The following is a 17,404-nucleotide window of genomic DNA, read 5'->3' as shown; positions in this document are numbered from 1 at the left end:
TACAATGTAAAAGAACAGAACTCGAATGAAAAAATCTCTCATCGCGCTCGCCATCCTGAGCAACTTCGCACACGCCGACGAAGGCATGTGGATGCCCCAACAGCTGCCACAAGTAGCCAAGGAACTGAAAGCCGCCGGATTGAAACTCGATCCGGCCACCCTGACCAAACTGACCGAATTCCCGATGGGCGCCATCGTCAGCCTGGGCGGCTGCTCGGCGTCGTTCGTCTCGCCGCAAGGCCTGGTTGCCACCAACCACCATTGCGTCTACAACAGCGTGGCGGTCAATTCGACCAAGGAGCGCGATTTGCTGGCCAACGGTTTCCTGGCCAAGACGTTCGCTGAAGAATTGCCGGCGGCCCCAGGCAGCCGCATCTTCGTCACCTCGGCCGTGACCAATGTCAGCGACAAGATCATCAGCGCCGACGTGGCCAAGTTGCAAGGCAAGGCGCGCATCGACGCGATCGAGAAAAACCAGAAGAAACTGGTCGCCGAATGCGAAAAAGAAGCGGGTTTCCGCTGCACCGTGTCGAGCTACTACGGCGGCCTCGAGTTCTACCTGATCAAGCAACTGGAAATCCGCGACGTGCGCCTGGTGCACGCGCCACCAGCGGGCGTCGGCAAGTTCGGCGGCGACACCGACAACTGGATGTGGCCGCGCCACACGGGCGACTACGGTTTCTACCGCGCCTATGTCAGCAAAGACGGCAAAGCTGCCGACTTCAGCAAGGACAACGTGCCGTACCAGCCAAAACACGTGCTGAAACTGGCCAAGGATGGCTTGAAAGAAGGCGATTTCGTCATGGCGCTGGGCTACCCGGGCCGCACCAACCGTCACCGCCTGCCATCGGAAGTGGCGTTCACGTTTGACTGGAACTACCCGGCCTTCGTGAAAGCGTCGGGCGAAACCCTGGCCATCATCGCGCGCGAAACCAAGGATAACAAGGACGTTGCGCTGAAATACGCGGGCCAGGTTGCTGGCGTGAACAATTACTACAAGAACCGCCAAGGCATGCTCGATTCCTACGCGGGCAGCGACTTCCTGGCGCGCAAGACGACGGAACACGAAGCCCTGAAAACCTGGGTCAACGCCAATCCTGCCCGCAAGGCGGAATTTGCCGGCGACATCGAGCAAGTGGAAAAGCTGATCGCCGAGCGCGATGCCGACACCAAGCGCGATTTCTTCCTCAGCTATGCGCAGCCACGCCTGCTGAGCACGGCACGCAGCCTGTACCGTTTGTCGAACGAAGGCACCAAGGCCGATACGGAACGCAAGTCCGGCTACCAGACGCGCGATTTGCCACGTCTGTCGTCGAGCATCACGTCGGTCGAGCGCACCTACGATGAAAAAGTCGACAAGGCTCTGGTACTGAACAGCCTGACCAAGTACGCCGCGCAACCAGCCGCACAACGCCGTGCCAGCTTCGACGCCGCCATCGGCATCAAGGACGGCATGTCGCAAGCCGACCTGGCCGCCGCCCTGGACAAACTGTATGCCGGCAGCAAGCTGGCCGACAAGGAAGAACGCGCGGCATGGTTGAAACGCACGCCAGCCGAATTCCAGGCCAGCAAGGACAGCTTCATCCAGGCCGCCGTCGCCATGTACCCGGATTCGCTGAAAAACGAAGCGGAAGACGAAGAACTGGCCGGCAAGATCCAGCAAGCCTACGCCAACTACATGAAAGCAAAAATCGCCTTCATGAAGAGCAAGGGCCAAGCCGTCTATCCTGACGCCAACAGCACCCTGCGCGTGACGTTCGGCCGTGTTGCCGGCCGTGACCATGGCGCCGACGGCACCACCTGGACCGCTTTCACCACCGTCAATGGCGTCGCCGCCAAAGCCACGGGCGAAGGCGAGTTCAATGCGCCAGCGAAACAATTGGCCGCGATCAAGGCCAAGGACTTCGGCAAATTTGTCGATCCGAAGCTGAAAACCGTGCCGGTCGACTATCTGGCCACCCTGGACATCACCGGCGGCAACTCCGGTTCGGCTGCCCTGAACGCGAAAGGCGAATTCATCGGCCTGGCATTCGACGGCACCTTGGACTCGATCATTTCCGATTGGGACTACAACAAGGCCAACACCCGTTCGATCCAGGTCGACCTGCGCTACATGCTGTGGAACATGAAACACATCGACCACGCAGACAACCTGCTGAAAGAAATGGGCGCCGAGTAATTCGCGGATAACAACAACTAATAAGCCCGGCAACGGGCGGTTGTTCCCTGAGCCACTCCTGCGGGAGTGGCTTTTTTTGCCTAGCGTTTTACTTTGCTAAAGCGGTAAGGCACGGCTTGCTCCTCGCCAAACACGTGCGTGCTGCCGCTTCCCAGCGGCAACATGACCCTCCGGCCCTCCTGCAGCAGCAAGGCCAGGTCGGCGCCGGGAAAGCGCTGCGCCAGCAGCGGATAGGCTTGCCGGGCGATGCCCGTGGCGGGAATGACGATGCGGTAATCGCCGTCGCCAAAGTCCAGCAGCAGCGCGGCCACCTCATCCGGCCCCGGCAGCGCCGTGATGCGCAGGCGCGTGCTGCCCTTGACGAGCTCGCAAGCCGACCATACGGGCAAGACACGCTGCGTCGCGCCGACCCGCAGCTGCGGCGCCTGCCCCGCCTCCGCCGACGTCAGCAAGACATCGGGCCGCTCCTCCGATACGGCGCCATCGACGGCCAGCAGCCAGCCCCGGTAGCGTATCAGCGCGCCCTGTGCGGCGGCCGTCACGGAGCCGCCCTGCGCCACCGGTTCCTTGCTCGCCGGCAAGCGCAACGGCGCCGCCTGTGCCGCCAGGCAAGCCCACCACACCAGCGCTGCCATCACTGCCTTGCCCATGCCGCCTCCCTTGCGCGTGAAACGTATTCATAACACAAGTTCGGCCCGGTCCATCTGCCGCGCCTCAAGGCGCCAACGCCGGTGCTACAATTGGCCCCTAGCGGGCGTACTTACCCAGCGCGCCTTCCCCCTCCCAGACTCAGACCGCTATGCCACCAGACTTGCGCACGACCTACGAACTCGGTAACCACAACCAGACCACGACCTGGCTGGAATGCATCACCTTCTATCAAGATCTCGCCGCACGCTACCCGCAAGTGCTGCACTTCGAACAGATCGGCCTGTCCGATTCGGGCGTGCCCATCCATGCTGGCGTCATCAGCGCGGACGGCGTATTCGACCGCGAACAGATCAAGCGCGCGGGCCGCACCGTGTTCTTCAACAATAACGGCATCCACCCGGGCGAACCGGAAGGCATCGACGCCTGCATGGCCATCGTGCGCGACCTCTGCACGCAGCCGGAACGCCTGGCGGCGCTGGGCAGCACCGTGCTGCTGTTCATTCCGATCTACAACGTCGATGGCAGCCTGAACCGCGCCAACACGTCGCGCGTAAACCAGGATGGCCCGGAGCAATTCGGTTTCCGCGGCAATAGCCGCCACCTGGACTTGAACCGCGATTTCATCAAGTGCGACAGCCTGAACGCGCAAGTGTTCAACCGCCTGCTGGCCAGCTGGGACCCGGACGTGATGGTCGACACGCACACGTCGAACGGCGCCGACTACCCGTACACGATGACCCTGATCCACACGCAGACGGATAAGCTGGGCAATGGCCTCGGCCCCTTCCTGCAAGACACCATGCTGCCGCATATCTTTGCGGCAATGGAAAGCGCCGGCTGGCCCACGTGCCCGTACGTGAATCCCGTCAAGGACAGTCCCGACCACGGCATCGCCGAATTCCTCGAAGTGCCCCGTTTCTCGACGGGTTTTGCGGCCTTGCATCACGTCATCGGTTTCATGCCGGAAACGCACATGCTGAAACCGTTTGCCGACCGCTACGCATCCATGCGCGCCCTGCTCGACATCACCATGGCGTTCACGGTCAAACATGGTGAACAGATCAGGCAATTGCGCGCGCAAGCGAAGGCGGCGGGCCGCACGCAAGCCGCATGGCCCATCCACTGGGCCATGAATGAAGCGCAGCCGTCGACCTTCCCCTTCAAGGGCTATGCAGCGCAATACACGCCGAGTCTGCTGGGCAACTACCAGCGCCTGTCGTACGACCGCTCGCAGCCGTGGGAACGCGATATCACCTACTACAACCGCTTCGATGCGGACGTCACCGTGGCCGCGCCAAAAGCCTATATCGTGCCGCAAGCGTGGCGCGAAGTCATCGAACGGCTGCGCTGGAACGGCGTCGAAATGAGCCGAATCACCACCGAACAGACGCTAACGGCGCGCTACTACCACATCGCCAACGTCGGCACGCGCGCCACCGCCTACGAAGGCCACATGTTCCACGACACAGTGGAACTGGAAGCGCGAACGGGCCAATTCACCGTGCAGGCGGGCGACTATGTGATCAGCCTGGACCAGGACAACGCCCGCTACGCTGTGGAAACGCTGGAACCGCAGGCGCACGACAGCTTCTTCCGCTGGGGTTTCTTCAACAGCGTGCTGGAGAAGAAAGAAGCGTTTTCCGATTACGTGTTCGAAGACATGGCGTCGGAACTGCTGCGCGATGAGCCTGCGCTGGCCGCTAAATTTGCCGAGTGGAAGGCAGCGAATCCGGCCTTGCTGAGCAATCAGGAAGCCGTGCTCGACTTCATTTTTGAACACTGCCAGCGCTTTGCCGAGCCTGAATGGCGGCGCTATCCTGTCATTGCCCTGATGTAAATCAAGGCTGTAGCGAATGCAACATCCTGGCGCCGCATCGGAGACCCCGGTGCGGCGCCTCTTTCTGTGCCCTGCCCACAAGGTAATCCCATGCACTACGCACTGAACCTGCGCACCTTTATCTACAGCCATTATTTTTACCTGGGCTTGCGCGTGGCCATCGGCCTGGTCGGCCTGACCTTGCTGACCCTGGAAATCAGCGACAGCGCCACCGCCATGACAGTGTGCATCGGCGCCCTGTGCACGACCCTGATGGACATGCCCAGCCCGCTGCGCCACAAGTTCAACGAGATGCTGGCTTCCGTGCTGCTGTGCAGCGCCGTGACGCTCCTGATCAGCCTGTGCGGGCCCGTGCAATGGCTGCTGATGACGGTGCTCGTGCTGGTCAGCTTTCTTGCCAGCATGATGGTGGTGTACGGCAAGAAATCCATGCCCTTGCAACTGGCCGCCCTGTTCATCATGACCATGTCGATGGAGCACCAGATGACGTGGCAGCAATCGTTTCACCATGCGGGCCTGTTCATGCTCGGTGGCCTCATCTATCTGGCCTACGCCATGGCCATCGCCTGGGTCTTGCGCCACCGTATCAAACAGCAAGTGCTGGCCGAAGCCCTGTTCGAACTGGCCGCCTACATCGACATCAAGGCCGATTTCTACGACACGCGTTTTAATATGACGGAACAGTTCAACAAGCTGGTGCGCCATCAAAGCATTTTGGCCGACCGCCAGCAGGCGTCACGCGACTTGATCTTGCGCAGCCACAAAAACAGCAAGGATGCTATCGTCGTGCAGGTGCACGTGTGCATGCTCGATTTGTATGAACTGATCCTCTCCACGCACACGGATTACGCGCTGCTGCGCCAGCACCTGGCCGACTCCGATGTCTTGAAATCCTTGCATGACCTGGCCTACAAGGCGGCGCGCGACATCGAAGCCGTGGCGTATGCCGTCACGCGCAAGCGCGCCTCGTATGCGCAGATCAGCTATGACAAGGAATGGGCCGATATCGAAGCAGAGATCGTCCGCCTGCAGGCGAAGGGAGACAACGCGCAGGAAGCGCTGGCGACCCTGCGCGCGCAGCGCAACAAGATCCGCGCCATTTTGAAAATGATCGCCGAGCTGCACCTGGCCACGCAAAAAGTCTATGCCGACGTGCCGTTCTGGAGCGGCGCGGACATGGCACCGTTCTTGTCGCAGCAGAAATACGAACTGAAGACCCTGCTGGCGAATCTGCGCCTGGATTCGCCCGTGTTCCGCTTCGCCCTGCGCGTGTCGATGGCCATCTCGGTGGGGTTGGCTGTAGGCCACTGGCTGCCGTATGCGGCCCACAGCTACTGGATCGTCTTGACCATCGTCATCATTCTGCGCCCCACCTTCAGCATGACGCGCCAGCGCCGCGCCGACCGCATCATCGGCACCATCATCGGCTGCATCATCACGGCCATCGTGATCCGCTTCGTGCACAGCAATATCGTGCTGATGGCCATTTTATTCCTCTCCATCGTGGCCACGCCCACCTTCATCTATCTGCGTTACCGCTACACGGCGATTGCCGTGAGCCTGATGATCTTGCTGCAAATGCACCTGGTGGCGCCCAGCAACCCGAACCTCGTCAGCGAGCGCCTGATCGACACCCTGATCGGCGCGGCGGTGGCCACCGTGTTCAGCTTTGTGCTGGCCAACTGGGAATACCAGAGCCTGCCGCGCCTCGTGCGCCAGGTACTGAATGTGAACCTCAGCTATATGCAAGCCAGCTTCGCGCTGCTGCAGGGAAAATGCTTCGATGATTTCGCCTACCGCATCGAACGCAAGCGCTTGATGGACAGCCTGGCCGCGCTCAGCTCGGCGCTGGTGCGCATGCTCGATGAACCGGCCAGCAAGCAGCGGGCCGTGGAAGACATCAACCTGTTCATCGTGCAAAATTACTTATTGGTGGCCCACGTGGCGGCCCTGCGCTCTATCCTGGGGCGCCACGCCAGCCAGCTGCCCGTCACGCCCGTCAACGCCTTGCTCAGCCATAGCCACATGCAAGTGTGTCTGACCCTGTCGCGCGCGCTGGAGCAGCTCGATGACAAGGCCGCCATCAGCGCGCCGCTGGCCGCCCCTGCCGCGCCGCCCGTCAGCGACGTGGCCTGGTCGGGCTGGCCGCTGGTGCAGCGCCGTATTCGCCTGTTGCAGGCGGATGCGGACAAGATCGTGGTGCATAGCGCGGCGATCGTGCATATCGTCTCGCCGCGCACCTGACAAAAAGTCCATGGCGTTGTTGCCGCGCCTCGCCGTACATTCGTACTGCCTTCGGCACGGCGCCTAGCCCTGAACATGTTGTCAGCTGCTTTATCCAGGCTGGCCTGCCTTGGCAGGCCACTGATCACTACTTCAAATACCGTTCAAACCAGCCGATAGTACGTTTCTGCAAGTCGCGCTGGTGCTCGGGCTTGCGGAAGGAATGGCCTTCGCCGTCGTAGATGAACAGGCTGGACGGCACGCCCATGGCCCGCAAGCCGTGCCAGAATTCCAGCGACTGGGCGGCCGGCGTTTCCACGTCGCGCTCGCCCACGTAAATCAAGGTCGGCGTCTTCGCCGCCTTGATCGATTCGATGGGCGAAGCCTTGCGATACACGGCCGGGTTGTCATAGGCGGAGGCGCCAAAGAACGGGATCATCCACTGGTTGATGCCGTTCTGGCCGTAATAGCTGATCCAGTTCGACACGCCCGCGCCCGCCACAGCCGCCTTGAAGCGGTCGCTGTGCGTGACGCCCCACATGGTCATGAAGCCGCCATACGAATGGCCGATCAGGCCCAGGCGCTGGCCGTCGACGGGCGCCACTTTTTCCACGGCGTCGATGCCGGCCAGGATGTCGCGCCAGTCGCCGCCGCCAAAGTCGGCCATGTTGGCGCGTGTAAAAGCCTGGCCCTGGCCAAAGCTGCCGCGCGGATTGGGCAGGAAGACGAAATAGCCTTTTTGCGTCAATTCGTGGATCAGGGTGCTCGCCGCCACGTAACGGGGCGAGGCGGCCGCGCCGGGCCCGCCATGCACGTTGACGATCATCGGGTAGCGCTTGCCTGCGTCCGTCTTCAACGGCCCCAGCAGCCAGCCTTGCACCTTGTATTGCTCGTTGTTCCAGCCCACGTTCTGCACCGTCAACTGCGGCGCAAAGCCGTCATTGTCGCGCGTGATCTTTTTCAGCTGGCCCACCGGCCCCGCCACCAGGTAGCTGGCATGGGTAAAGTCTTCCTGCGCGGCAGCGGCCTGCAAACCATCGGCGCTGAAGGACAGACGGCCATCGCTGCCGCCGCTGCTGATCTCACCGAGCAGCACGGGCTGGGCCGGCCCCGTTTGCGCATCGACAGGCACCAGCGCCAGCTGCGAATCGATCAGGGCCGTCGCCAGCAAGCCGGCGCCGCGCCAGACGACGCCATTGAAGGTGCCGCGGTAATCGGGCGTGAGATTGCGCGGCGTGCCGCCGGCCAGCGGCACGGTATAAATATCGCCGCCGATGGAGCCGAAATCGCTCATCAGGCCGCCAATGAAGGCCACCGTCTTGCCATCCGGCGAGACGGACGGCAGGTTCAGCTGCATGGCCGGTGACGCGATCACGCGCAGGGCGCCCGTGTCCCCGTCAATATGGCTGAGTTTGGCAACCCACCAGTTGCTGTCGCCATTGCCCTGCGCGCTGGTGGCAACAAAGCCGCGGCCATCGGGCGTCCAGTTGTATTCATACACATAGGTGTCGGCGGGTGACAGCAGGCGCGGTTCGCCGCCGCTGGCCGGCACGACGGCGATGCGCTGGGCATCATCTTCGCTGCCCACCTCGCCCACCTGCCGCGCGCCCGCCTCCACGGCGCCGGCCAGCTTGCGCGCGCCCACCGTGGCCAGCAGCGCCAGTTGCTTGCCGTCCGGCGACCAGCGCGCCGTGCTGGCCACACCTTTGATACTCGTCAACACGCGCGCCTGTGCCTGCGTCATCGTGGCCAGGTACAGCTGCGCCGTGCCCGCCTTGGCATCGTAGCCGACAAAGGCCAGTTGCCGGCCATCGGGCGACCAGCTGGGCTTGTCATAGGAACATACGGCGCACGGGTCGAATTGCTGCACGATGGCGCCGTTGGCGGCGTCGCGCACGACGATGGCCGCATGCGGACGCTGCGGCTGTTCACCCACCTTGCTCGACTCGATGGCGGCGATGCGCTGGCCATTGGCCGACAGGGCCACGGCGCGGTAATCGCGCAATGCCGGCCCGCTGGCAGGCGCGGCTTGCGCCATGGTTCCCAGAAAGCTGCTTGCCAGCAAGCCGCAGGCGGCCAGATCAGTTATTTTCATCATGTAAATTCCGGTTAGAAATAAAAAAAACCGCCGGCAAGCGCGGCGGTTTTGGATGGAACAGGCTGCATTAGCGGGTCTTCTTGCCCAGGTGCGAATGCCGCATGCTGTACAGGAAATAGATGGCCACCGTGACCGCCATCCACACGCTGAACACGACAAACGTCGTATGCGGCAAATCGCGCATGATGTACAGGCAAGCCAGTACGCTCAGGCCCGGAATCACGTACGGCCCGAACGGCACGCTGAAGCCTTCGATGCGGTTGGCGCCCTGCTTGTGGCGCAGTACGGGCACGGCGATCGAAACCACCATGAACGCCGTCAGGGTGCCGATGCTGACCATGTCCCACAAATAGGTCGCATCGACGGAACCGGCCACCAGAGCCACCACCAGGCAGACGATGATGGTATTGCTGACCGGTACCAGGGTGCGCGGGTGGATCTTCTGGAACGATTTCGGGATCAGACCGTCGCGGCTGACGGCAAACAGGATGCGCGTCTGGCCGTAGATCGTCACCAGAGTCACGCTGAAGACGGAAATGACGGCGCCGGCTGACAGCACCAGCGCGGGCCAGGTCTTGCCCGTCACGTTTTGCAGGATCACCGCCAGGCCCGCTTCCTGGCCTTCGAACAATTTCGCCTGTTGCGCACCGAGGGCGGCCACGGCCACCAGCAAATAAAACACGGTAACGATCAGCAAGCCATACAGGATGCCGCGTGGCACATTGCGCTTGGGATCTTTCACTTCATCGCCCGCCGTCGCTACCGTATCGAGGCCGATGAAGGAGAAGAAGACGGTGCCGGCAGCAGCGGTGACGCCCGTCATGCCGGCAAAGCCCTTGCTATTGTCGGTATTAAAGAACGGTACGAAGTTGTCTGCATTAAAACCGGAAAAGGCAATGGCAATGAAGAACACCAGGATAGACAGCTTGATGATGACCATGATGGCGTTCATCAGCGCCGATTCCTTGGCGCCGCGCAGCAGCAAGAAACCGCACATGCAGATCAAAAAGATGGGCGGCAGGTTGATGTGGCCAGAGTGAAACTCCATGCCATGCGGACCGGAAACGATCATCGGCGTGCGCAGCATCTCGGGAATATGCCAGCCAAACGCGTTTTCCAGGAAGTTATTCAGGTAGGACGACCAGCCGATGGCCACGGCACTGCCCGCCAAGCCGTATTCGAGCAGCAGACAGGCGGCCATGATGAAGGCAAGAAACTCACCCACGGTGGCGTAGGCAAACGAATACGAGGAGCCGGAGGCGGGGATGCGGAACGACAATTCCGCATAGCACAAGGCCGTCAAGCCAGCCGTGATGGCGGCGATCAGGAAAGACAGGACGACCGAGGGGCCCGCCTTGGGCACGGCCTCGACCATGGTAAAGAAGATGCCCGTGCCGATGGTGGCGCCGACGCCGATCATGGTGAGGGAAAACAGGCCGATGGACCGGCTCAAGCCGCTGCTGCTGAGGCCTTCACCATATTCGACCGTGGTATCGATCGGCTTGGTGCGGCAGAGTTTCTGGACCAGGGTTTGGCTCACTAGACATCCTTTATGAGGCATACGTATTTTCGTACGACGGGTAAAAACAAATAGCGCTCCGGCCTTGAGTAACCCCCAATAAATTCTTGTGTTTTCTAGCTTCCATAAGTGGCGCGCTGCTGCGTTACCCATCGCTAGCAGTGCTCGCACTGCGTCGCGCCGGGCGCCTTGCATCACATCCACTTCTGTTTGCTATAAATTCACAATAATTTCTTGGCGATTACTTACCTGGCAAAAAACCGGAAAGATCGCGTCCATTTTCAAAACTAAGCGATTATAGGGCTTTCACCGGCTCAGCTAAACAGAACTTTGATGTAAGGAAACAACGCCAGGCGTGCGCCGCGAAACGCGCTTGGACGCTAGCGGGGCCTGGAATTGTCAATATGAAATAAAAAGCGCGCCGCTGCGGGGGCAGGGGCGCGCTTCTGGCTCAGATCAACGACGCTGGCTTACTTCTTGATGTGTGGCGCATCGGCCGCTGGCCAACCCGCTTCGTAGCCTTGCGGCACGTCATCGCGCTTGTCCTTGGGCGCCAGGCCCAGCGCGTAGTACAGCACCGTCAGCAGGATCAGCCAGGCCGGTCCCACCATCAGGGCGATCCGGGTATCGGGGAAATACGCCATCAGGCCGATCACCAGCGCCAGGAAAGCCAGCGAAATCCAGGAACCATACGGCGCGAACGGCATGCGGAAGGCCAGATTCTTGATTTCCAGCGGCGTCAAGGTCTTGCGGAACTGAATCTGCGTGACCAGGATCACGCCCCAGGTCCAGACGGCGCCGAAGGTGGAGATCGAAGTGACCCAGATAAACACTTTCTCCGGCACCATGTAGTTCAGCAGCACGCCCAGCAACAGCGCCACGACGGATACGAGGATGGCGCGGCGCGGCACGCCGCTGGCCGTCGTTTCCGCAAACGCCTTCGGGGCCTGGCCTTGCAGCGCCAGGTTGTACAGCATGCGGCCCGTGCTGAAGATACCGCCATTGCACGACGACAAGGCTGCCGTCAGCACGACGAAGTTGATGATGCCGGCGGCCGTTTTGATGCCCAGGCGTTCGAACGTCATGACGAAGGGACTGCCGGTGGTGCCGATTTCATTCCATGGGTAGATCGACAGGATGACGAACAGCGCGCCGACATAGAAAATCAGGATGCGCCAGAACACGGAATTGATGGCGTCGGGAATCGATTTCTTCGGGTTCGCCGCTTCGCCGGCCGTCAGGCCGATCATTTCCACGCCCAGGTAGGCAAACATCACCATCTGCAAGGACATCAATACGCCCTGCGCGCCATTCGGGAAGAAGCCGCCATGCGTCCACAGGTTCGAGATGCCGATGGCCACACCGCCGTTGCCGAGACCGAAGACAATCATGCCCGTGCCGCCGACAATCATCAGGATGATGGTGACGACCTTGATCAGGGCGAACCAGAATTCGAACTCGCCGTAGGCTTTCACGGCCAGCAGGTTGATCGCCCCCATGGAACCGAGGGCCGCCAGGGCCCAGATCCAGCGCGGCACGTCGGGGAACCAGATGCCCATGTAGATGGCGACGGCGGTAATTTCCGCGACACACGTGACCAGCCACAGGAACCAGTAGTTCCAGCCCGTCAGATAGCCTTGCAGGGGGCCCAGGTAATCCTGGGCATAGCGGCTGAAGGAACCGGCAACCGGGTTGTGCACGGCCATTTCGCCCAGTGCGCGCATGATCATGAAGATGACCGCGCCACCGATGATGTACGACAGCATGATGCCGGGACCGGCCATCTTAATGGCGTTGCCGGAACCCAAAAACAGGCCCACGCCAATCGCGGCGCCCAGCGCCATCAGGCGGATTTGCCGCTCGCCCAGGCCGCGGTGCAAGCCTTGTTCACTCGTTTTCATTACGTGTCTCCGTTTTTTTCTTGAATACACCGATCCCTCCACCCCAATGGCGGTTCCGCTCTTGCTGGAAAGGAGGAAAGGGCTAGCCGGCGGCAATCGCCGGCATGCTCATGTGTTCAGGCTACTGCGTCAGGCCAGTTCGGCGATCAGCTCGATCTCGACGCAAGCACCCAGCGGGATTTGCGCCACGCCAAAGGCGGAGCGGGCGTGCTTGCCGCTGTCGCCGAAGACTTCGACGAACAGTTCCGAGGCGCCATTGGTCACCAGGTGCTGTTCCGTGAAGTCGGCGGTGGAATTGACCAGGCTCATGACCTTGACGATGCGCTTGACCTTGTTCAAGTCGCCGCCGCATGCATCTTGCAGGGTGGCGATCAGTTCGATGGCGATGCCGCGCGCAGCGATCTTGCCTTCTTCCGTGGTGACGTCCTTGCCCAGTTGGCCAACCCAGACCTTGCCATCCTTCTTGGCCAGGTGGCCGGACAGGAAGACGGTGTTGCCTGTGCGGGCATGCATCACGTAGGCGGCAGCTGGGGCGGCGACGACTGGCAATTCAATGTTGAGGGCTTTGATTTTTTCGTAAAACGACATGCTATTTCTCCAAGAAAACAATATAAGCGAAACCAAAATTCATGCACGGCAGGGCACGCAGGATGACGCCCTGGCAGCGCGGTAGTGACCGACAACAGTGCCAGATTAAACGTCATCATATTGGTGAACCAGCAGTTTTAGTTCACAAATAGGCCCGGTTATTCAGTGGATTATACCGACAATCAAACAAAATTCAGCATCGGTTCATGAAGCATGCTCTACAGGCATCGAGCGTGACTTTTTTCATTAAATTATCACTTGTGCAATGTCAAGCCCTCGGGGTCAAGGTTTATCGCCTCCAAAAATGCCTGGTCGTGCGAAACCACAAGTAACGCCCCCTGGTATTGCAGCAGCATCTGCTCCAGCGCCTGCAGGCTGGCCAGGTCCAGATGATTGTCCGGTTCGTCGAGCAGCAGCAGTTGCGGCGGCGCCTGCGCATACAGCTCGGCCGCCAGCGCCACCTTCATGCGCTCGCCGCCGCTGAGCAAACGGCTGGGCATGGTGGCGCGCGCGCCGGCAATGCCCAGCAGCGCCAGCCGCGTGCGCAGCTCGCCTTCCGGCAAGATACTGTTGCGTGCCTGCAAGCGTTGCACGGCGCTGCACTCGCCGTCTTGCAGCCCAGCATGCTGGTCCAGCCAGGCCACCTGCGCATGGCAGCGCGGCTCGCCGCTGGCGGGCGCCAGTTGTCCGGCGATCACGCGCAGCAGGGTCGACTTGCCGCTGCCATTGTCGCCCGTCACGGCCAGGCGGCGCGGCCCGCTCAAGACCAGGTTCACAGGCTGCGCCTGGCCATGCGGCAAGACCAGCTCGCGCAGCTCCAGGATCAGCTTGCCGTTCGGCACGGCGCTCTCGGGCGCCAGCAGCAGCCGTTCGGCCTCGGGCGCACAGCGGGCGCTGGCATCCATCACGCGCTGCTGGCGCGCCTGCTGCGCCTCTTGCGCTCGCACGCGCAGCTTGCCCTGGCTATCCTGGCTTTTCTCCTTTTTCGCGTCGAGCAGCAGCTTGCTCTGGTTGCCTTCGCGCCCTTCCCTCTCGCCGCGTCCGACTCGGCGCTGCTGGCGCTCGGCGTGCTGTTGCGCTTCACGCTGTTCGCGTCGGGCACCAGCCTTTTCCGCCTGCAGGGCCGCAGTAAAACCGGCCTGTTCCAGCGCGCGCTGCTGCGCATATAGCGCGTAATTGCCGCCATAGCTGCGCAAGCCCTGCGGCGACAGCTCGGCGATTGCATCGACGTGCTCGAGCAAGCCGCGGTCATGGCTGATCAGCAGCAAGCCGCCCGGCCAGCGCGCCATCTGCGCCACCAGGCGGGCGCGCTGCCGCGTGTCAAGGTGGTTGCTCGGTTCATCGAGCACCAGCCAGTCCGCCTGCGACAGCCAGGCGCCCTGCAGCGCGATGCGCTGGCGTTCGCCGCCGCTCAGGCTGGCCGTTGATGTATCGGCATCGACATGGCGCAAATCGAGCGCATCGAGCGCCTGGCGCAATCGGGCCTGGGCATCCCAGCGTTCGCCCACCAGTGCATAGTCGGCCTCGTCGATGCTGCCGGCGGCGATGCGCGCCAGCGCGGCCAGCAAGTCGTCCATGCCGGCCAGCGCCGCCACCGTGCGATAGCGCTCCGGATCGAGCTCCTGCGCCACGTAATGCACGCTGCCGTCACAGCGCACGGCGCCAGAAGACGGCTGCGCCCGGCCTGCCAGCAGGCGCGCGAGCACGCTCTTGCCCACGCCGTTATCGCCGACGAGGCCGATACGTTGCGGGGCAAAAGAAAATTGCAAATCGGAAAACAAGGCGCGGCCATCGGGCAGCACAAAGGAAAGACGGTCGAGTTGCAGTAATGCGGACATGGATACTCCTTGAGCAAGGCTGGCGAATCCGCGCGGCGCAATGGCGCGCTGGCGGGATGGGCAAGGCCGTGCACAGCACGGCAGTATCAATGGCGCATGTCGAAGCGTCCTGGAGAAATGGATGAAGAAGCGTCAGTGTAGCAGACGAGACACGTTAGCGCTGGCCCAGGGTCGTGTCGCCGAACAGGTTCTTGTATTCGCGCGGCTGCGAACGCCAGTACTGCGGCGGCGCCGACACTTGCGCGCCCAGCTGGGCCGCCGCATGCCAGGGCCAGCGGGGATCGAACAGGATGGCGCGCGCCAGCGCCACCATGTCGGACTGACCGTTGGCAACGATGTCTTCCGCCTGCTGCGCTTCCGTAATCAAACCCACACTGATGGTGGGCAAGCCGCTGTCGCGCTTGATGCGTTCGGCAAACGCCACCTGGTAGCCGGGTCCCACGGGAATCTGTTGCTGCGGCGAAATGCCGCCGCTGGAGACGTGGATGAAGTCGGCACCGCGCTGCTTGAGTTCCTGCGCGAAACGCACGCTTTGTTCGATTTCCCAGTCACCCTCGACCCAGTCGGTGGCGGAAAGGCGCACGCCCACGGCCATGCTGGCGGGCACGGCGGCGCGCACGGCTTCATAGACTTCCAGCGGAAAGCGCATGCGATTGTCCAGGCTGCCACCATACGCATCGCTGCGCTGGTTGGACAGGGGCGACAGGAATTGGTGCAGCAGATAGCCATGCGCCGCATGCAGTTCGATGCCCTCAATACCGAGCGCATGCACGCGCTGGGCAGCGGCGACAAAGGCGCCCTTGATTTGCAGCAAACCCATCTCGTCCAGGGCGAGCGGCACGGTTTCGCCCGGCGCGTGGGCGATGGCCGAAGGCGCCACCGTTTGCCAGCCGCCGTCGGCCAGATGCACGCAGGTGCCGCCCTGCCACGGCGCACGGCTCGACGCCTTGCGTCCCGCATGGCCCAGCTGCACCACCAGCGGAATCGGCGCGTGGCGGCGGATCGCCTGCACCACCTTGGCCAGCGCCGTTTGATTCGCGTCCGACCACAGGCCCAGGTCGTCGGCCGAGATACGTCCCTCGGGCGAGACGGCCGTCGCTTCCGTCATCAGCAAGCCCGCACCGGACAGGGCCAAATGGCCCAGGTGGATCATGTGCCAGTCGGTGGCATTGCCGTTGTCGGCCGAGTACTGGCACATGGGCGCGATGGCGATGCGGTTGGCCACGTGCAGCGGCCCCAATGCAAACGGCGTGAATAGCTGGCTCATGGCGGACTTTCGGAAAAGGGGAAGCACCGATTCTACTGTGCTTTGGAAAGTGCGGCTTACACCTGCTTACGTTTGATACAGCGCAAGGGCTAGCCTTGGGCAGGCGGGGCCGCTAACCTGGACACATCAACAACACCCGCAATACCACTCCAGGAGAACACATGAACACGACGACTACCGCCAGCCGCATCCACCCCTTGATGGCCGGCGCCGCCATTTCCGTGACGGTCCTGTGCCTGGTGGGCGCGGCGTCCATCGCCGGCATCCTGCCCAATTCGCGGGCGAATGTACCTGCCGTACCTGCCGACGTGGCCGCCATGACGCCGGCGAACGCGGCAGCCTTGGCAGCGCCCGTGGCCGCTCCCGTGGTGGCACAAGCCGCCCCCGCTCCGGCGCCGGCACCCGTCGTGCACAAGCGCGTCGTGCACCATACGCAAGTGGCCCAGGCGCGTCCTGCCTACCGTGACAACAACGATGGCTACCGCGAGACGGCCTACCGCGAACCGGTCCGCCAGCAGCAGCCTGCGCCGGCGCCGGCACAACCGAACTACGTGGGCATCGGCACGGGCGCCGTCATCGGCGGCTTGATCGGCAATCAGGTCGGTGGCGGCCGCGGCAAGGCGCTGGCGACGGTGGCCGGCGTGATCGGCGGCGGCATGCTTGGCAATGCGGTGCAAAACCAGGTTCAGCAGCAACCGCAGCAATAATCAGTCTCAGTCGTACGGGCCAAGATAATCGAGCTTGCCCACGGCCACGCCATTGTTGCGCAGGATGGCGTGGACCATGGAGACGTGGAAATAGAAATTCGGCAAGGCAAAGCTGAGCAGGTAATCGTCGCCCGAGAATTTTGTCCCCTCGTCTGTCCAGTTCAGCACGACTTCCTTCTGCGCGCTGCCCGCCATCTGGCCCGCATTGACGCTGTCGATATAAGCGATGGTGTTGGCGATGCGTTCCTGTAACTGCTCGAACGACGCTTCATTATCCTCGAACTTCGGCGCCGGCACGCCGCTCAGGCGCTCGACCGACATCTTCGACGTATCGCTGGCGCGCTGCACCTGCGCCGTCAAGTCCAGCATGTCGGGCGCCAGCTGCGCACCCAGCAAAATCTCGGGCACGATGCCATCTTCCTCGACATGCGCTTGCGCTTTTTCCAGCAGGGCCGAGACGACCCGCAAGCCGCGGATGAAGACGGGGATGGTTGCCTGATACATGGACACGGACATGGGGAACTCCTGATAGTGAACGATGAGTCAGTGTACCCGAGGCGCTGTCTTCCGGCAGCGCGCACAATGCCACTCCTGTG

At 62.2% G+C, this 17,404-nt stretch carries 12 protein-coding genes; 4 read left to right on the top strand and 8 right to left on the bottom strand.

All coding sequences use genetic code 11. The features are described from left to right. Positions 1-25 precede the first annotated feature (25 nt). Positions 26-2,179, top strand: coding sequence for a S46 family peptidase (locus CSQ95_RS23935; RefSeq protein ID WP_099411312.1), 2,154 nt, complete (start codon positions 26-28; stop codon positions 2,177-2,179). Positions 2,180-2,259: 80 nt separating this feature from the next. Here CSQ95_RS23935 and CSQ95_RS23930 read toward each other — a convergent pair whose 3' ends face one another. After that, positions 2,260-2,829, bottom strand: a complete 570-nt coding sequence (locus CSQ95_RS23930; protein WP_099411311.1) for a hypothetical protein — start codon at positions 2,827-2,829, stop codon at positions 2,260-2,262. Positions 2,830-2,978: 149 nt separating this feature from the next. On the opposite strand from CSQ95_RS23930, the gene CSQ95_RS23925 reads away from it, so the two are divergent. Continuing rightward, entirely contained in the window at positions 2,979-4,667 is a 1,689-nt protein-coding gene (locus CSQ95_RS23925) for a M14 family zinc carboxypeptidase (RefSeq protein ID WP_099411310.1), read from the top strand. 90 nt (positions 4,668-4,757) lie between these two features. Beyond that, complete coding sequence (locus tag CSQ95_RS23920) at positions 4,758-6,911, top strand: FUSC family membrane protein (protein ID WP_099411309.1); 2,154 nt, start codon at positions 4,758-4,760, stop codon at positions 6,909-6,911. Positions 6,912-7,038: 127 nt separating this feature from the next. Here CSQ95_RS23920 and CSQ95_RS23915 read toward each other — a convergent pair whose 3' ends face one another. From CSQ95_RS23915 to CSQ95_RS23890, 6 genes are all read right to left on the bottom strand, one after another. Continuing rightward, positions 7,039-8,988 (bottom strand): S9 family peptidase, encoded by a 1,950-nt coding sequence (locus tag CSQ95_RS23915; protein WP_257218197.1) that lies wholly within the window; start codon positions 8,986-8,988, stop codon positions 7,039-7,041. 67 nt (positions 8,989-9,055) lie between these two features. Next, positions 9,056-10,528 carry an amino acid permease gene (locus CSQ95_RS23910; RefSeq protein WP_099411308.1) on the bottom strand — a complete coding sequence of 491 codons (1,473 nt, stop codon included), beginning with the start codon at positions 10,526-10,528 and terminating at the stop codon, positions 9,056-9,058. Between the two features lie 449 nt (positions 10,529-10,977). Beyond that, positions 10,978-12,408: an amino acid permease gene (locus CSQ95_RS23905; RefSeq protein WP_070220650.1), complete on the bottom strand. Its 1,431-nt coding sequence runs from the start codon at positions 12,406-12,408 to the stop codon at positions 10,978-10,980. A gap of 129 nt (positions 12,409-12,537) precedes the next feature. Continuing rightward, entirely contained in the window at positions 12,538-12,996 is a 459-nt protein-coding gene (locus CSQ95_RS23900) for a RidA family protein (protein WP_099411307.1), read from the bottom strand. Positions 12,997-13,250: 254 nt separating this feature from the next. Next, positions 13,251-14,834 (bottom strand): ATP-binding cassette domain-containing protein, encoded by a 1,584-nt coding sequence (locus tag CSQ95_RS23895; protein ID WP_099411306.1) that lies wholly within the window; start codon positions 14,832-14,834, stop codon positions 13,251-13,253. Positions 14,835-14,988: 154 nt separating this feature from the next. Next, entirely contained in the window at positions 14,989-16,101 is a 1,113-nt protein-coding gene (locus tag CSQ95_RS23890) for an NADH:flavin oxidoreductase/NADH oxidase (protein ID WP_099411305.1), read from the bottom strand. Positions 16,102-16,262: 161 nt separating this feature from the next. On the opposite strand from CSQ95_RS23890, the gene CSQ95_RS23885 reads away from it, so the two are divergent. Further along, the gene (locus CSQ95_RS23885; RefSeq protein ID WP_099411304.1) at positions 16,263-16,808 is read left to right on the top strand and encodes a glycine zipper 2TM domain-containing protein; all 546 of its coding nucleotides are present in this window, start codon (positions 16,263-16,265) and stop codon (positions 16,806-16,808) included. A 6-nt stretch (positions 16,809-16,814) separates the two neighbouring features. Here the strand turns inward: CSQ95_RS23885 and CSQ95_RS23880 are convergent, their stop codons facing one another. Continuing rightward, positions 16,815-17,324 carry a DUF1993 family protein gene (locus tag CSQ95_RS23880; protein ID WP_046684523.1) on the bottom strand — a complete coding sequence of 170 codons (510 nt, stop codon included), beginning with the start codon at positions 17,322-17,324 and terminating at the stop codon, positions 16,815-16,817. Between the last annotated feature and the right edge of the window lie 80 nt (positions 17,325-17,404).

Source organism: Janthinobacterium sp. BJB304 (assembly GCF_002735765.1).
Classification (GTDB): domain Bacteria; phylum Pseudomonadota; class Gammaproteobacteria; order Burkholderiales; family Burkholderiaceae_D; genus Janthinobacterium.
The sequence above is the reverse complement of the archived record's forward strand: the minus strand, read 5'-3'. Positions and strand labels throughout refer to the sequence as shown.

Excerpts from the sequence above, each read along its gene's own strand:
- CSQ95_RS23935 (WP_099411312.1), top strand. The coding sequence starts at position 26 with ATGAAAAAATCTCTCATCGCGCTCGCCATCCTGAGCAACTTCGCACAC.
- CSQ95_RS23930 (WP_099411311.1), bottom strand. The coding sequence starts at position 2,829 with ATGGGCAAGGCAGTGATGGCAGCGCTGGTGTGGTGGGCTTGCCTGGCG.
- CSQ95_RS23925 (WP_099411310.1), top strand. The coding sequence starts at position 2,979 with ATGCCACCAGACTTGCGCACGACCTACGAACTCGGTAACCACAACCAG.
- CSQ95_RS23920 (WP_099411309.1), top strand. The coding sequence starts at position 4,758 with ATGCACTACGCACTGAACCTGCGCACCTTTATCTACAGCCATTATTTT.
- CSQ95_RS23915 (WP_257218197.1), bottom strand. The coding sequence starts at position 8,988 with ATGATGAAAATAACTGATCTGGCCGCCTGCGGCTTGCTGGCAAGCAGC.
- CSQ95_RS23905 (WP_070220650.1), bottom strand. The coding sequence starts at position 12,408 with ATGAAAACGAGTGAACAAGGCTTGCACCGCGGCCTGGGCGAGCGGCAA.
- CSQ95_RS23900 (WP_099411307.1), bottom strand. The coding sequence starts at position 12,996 with ATGTCGTTTTACGAAAAAATCAAAGCCCTCAACATTGAATTGCCAGTC.
- CSQ95_RS23895 (WP_099411306.1), bottom strand. The coding sequence starts at position 14,834 with ATGTCCGCATTACTGCAACTCGACCGTCTTTCCTTTGTGCTGCCCGAT.
- CSQ95_RS23890 (WP_099411305.1), bottom strand. The coding sequence starts at position 16,101 with ATGAGCCAGCTATTCACGCCGTTTGCATTGGGGCCGCTGCACGTGGCC.
- CSQ95_RS23885 (WP_099411304.1), top strand. The coding sequence starts at position 16,263 with ATGAACACGACGACTACCGCCAGCCGCATCCACCCCTTGATGGCCGGC.
- CSQ95_RS23880 (WP_046684523.1), bottom strand. The coding sequence starts at position 17,324 with ATGTCCGTGTCCATGTATCAGGCAACCATCCCCGTCTTCATCCGCGGC.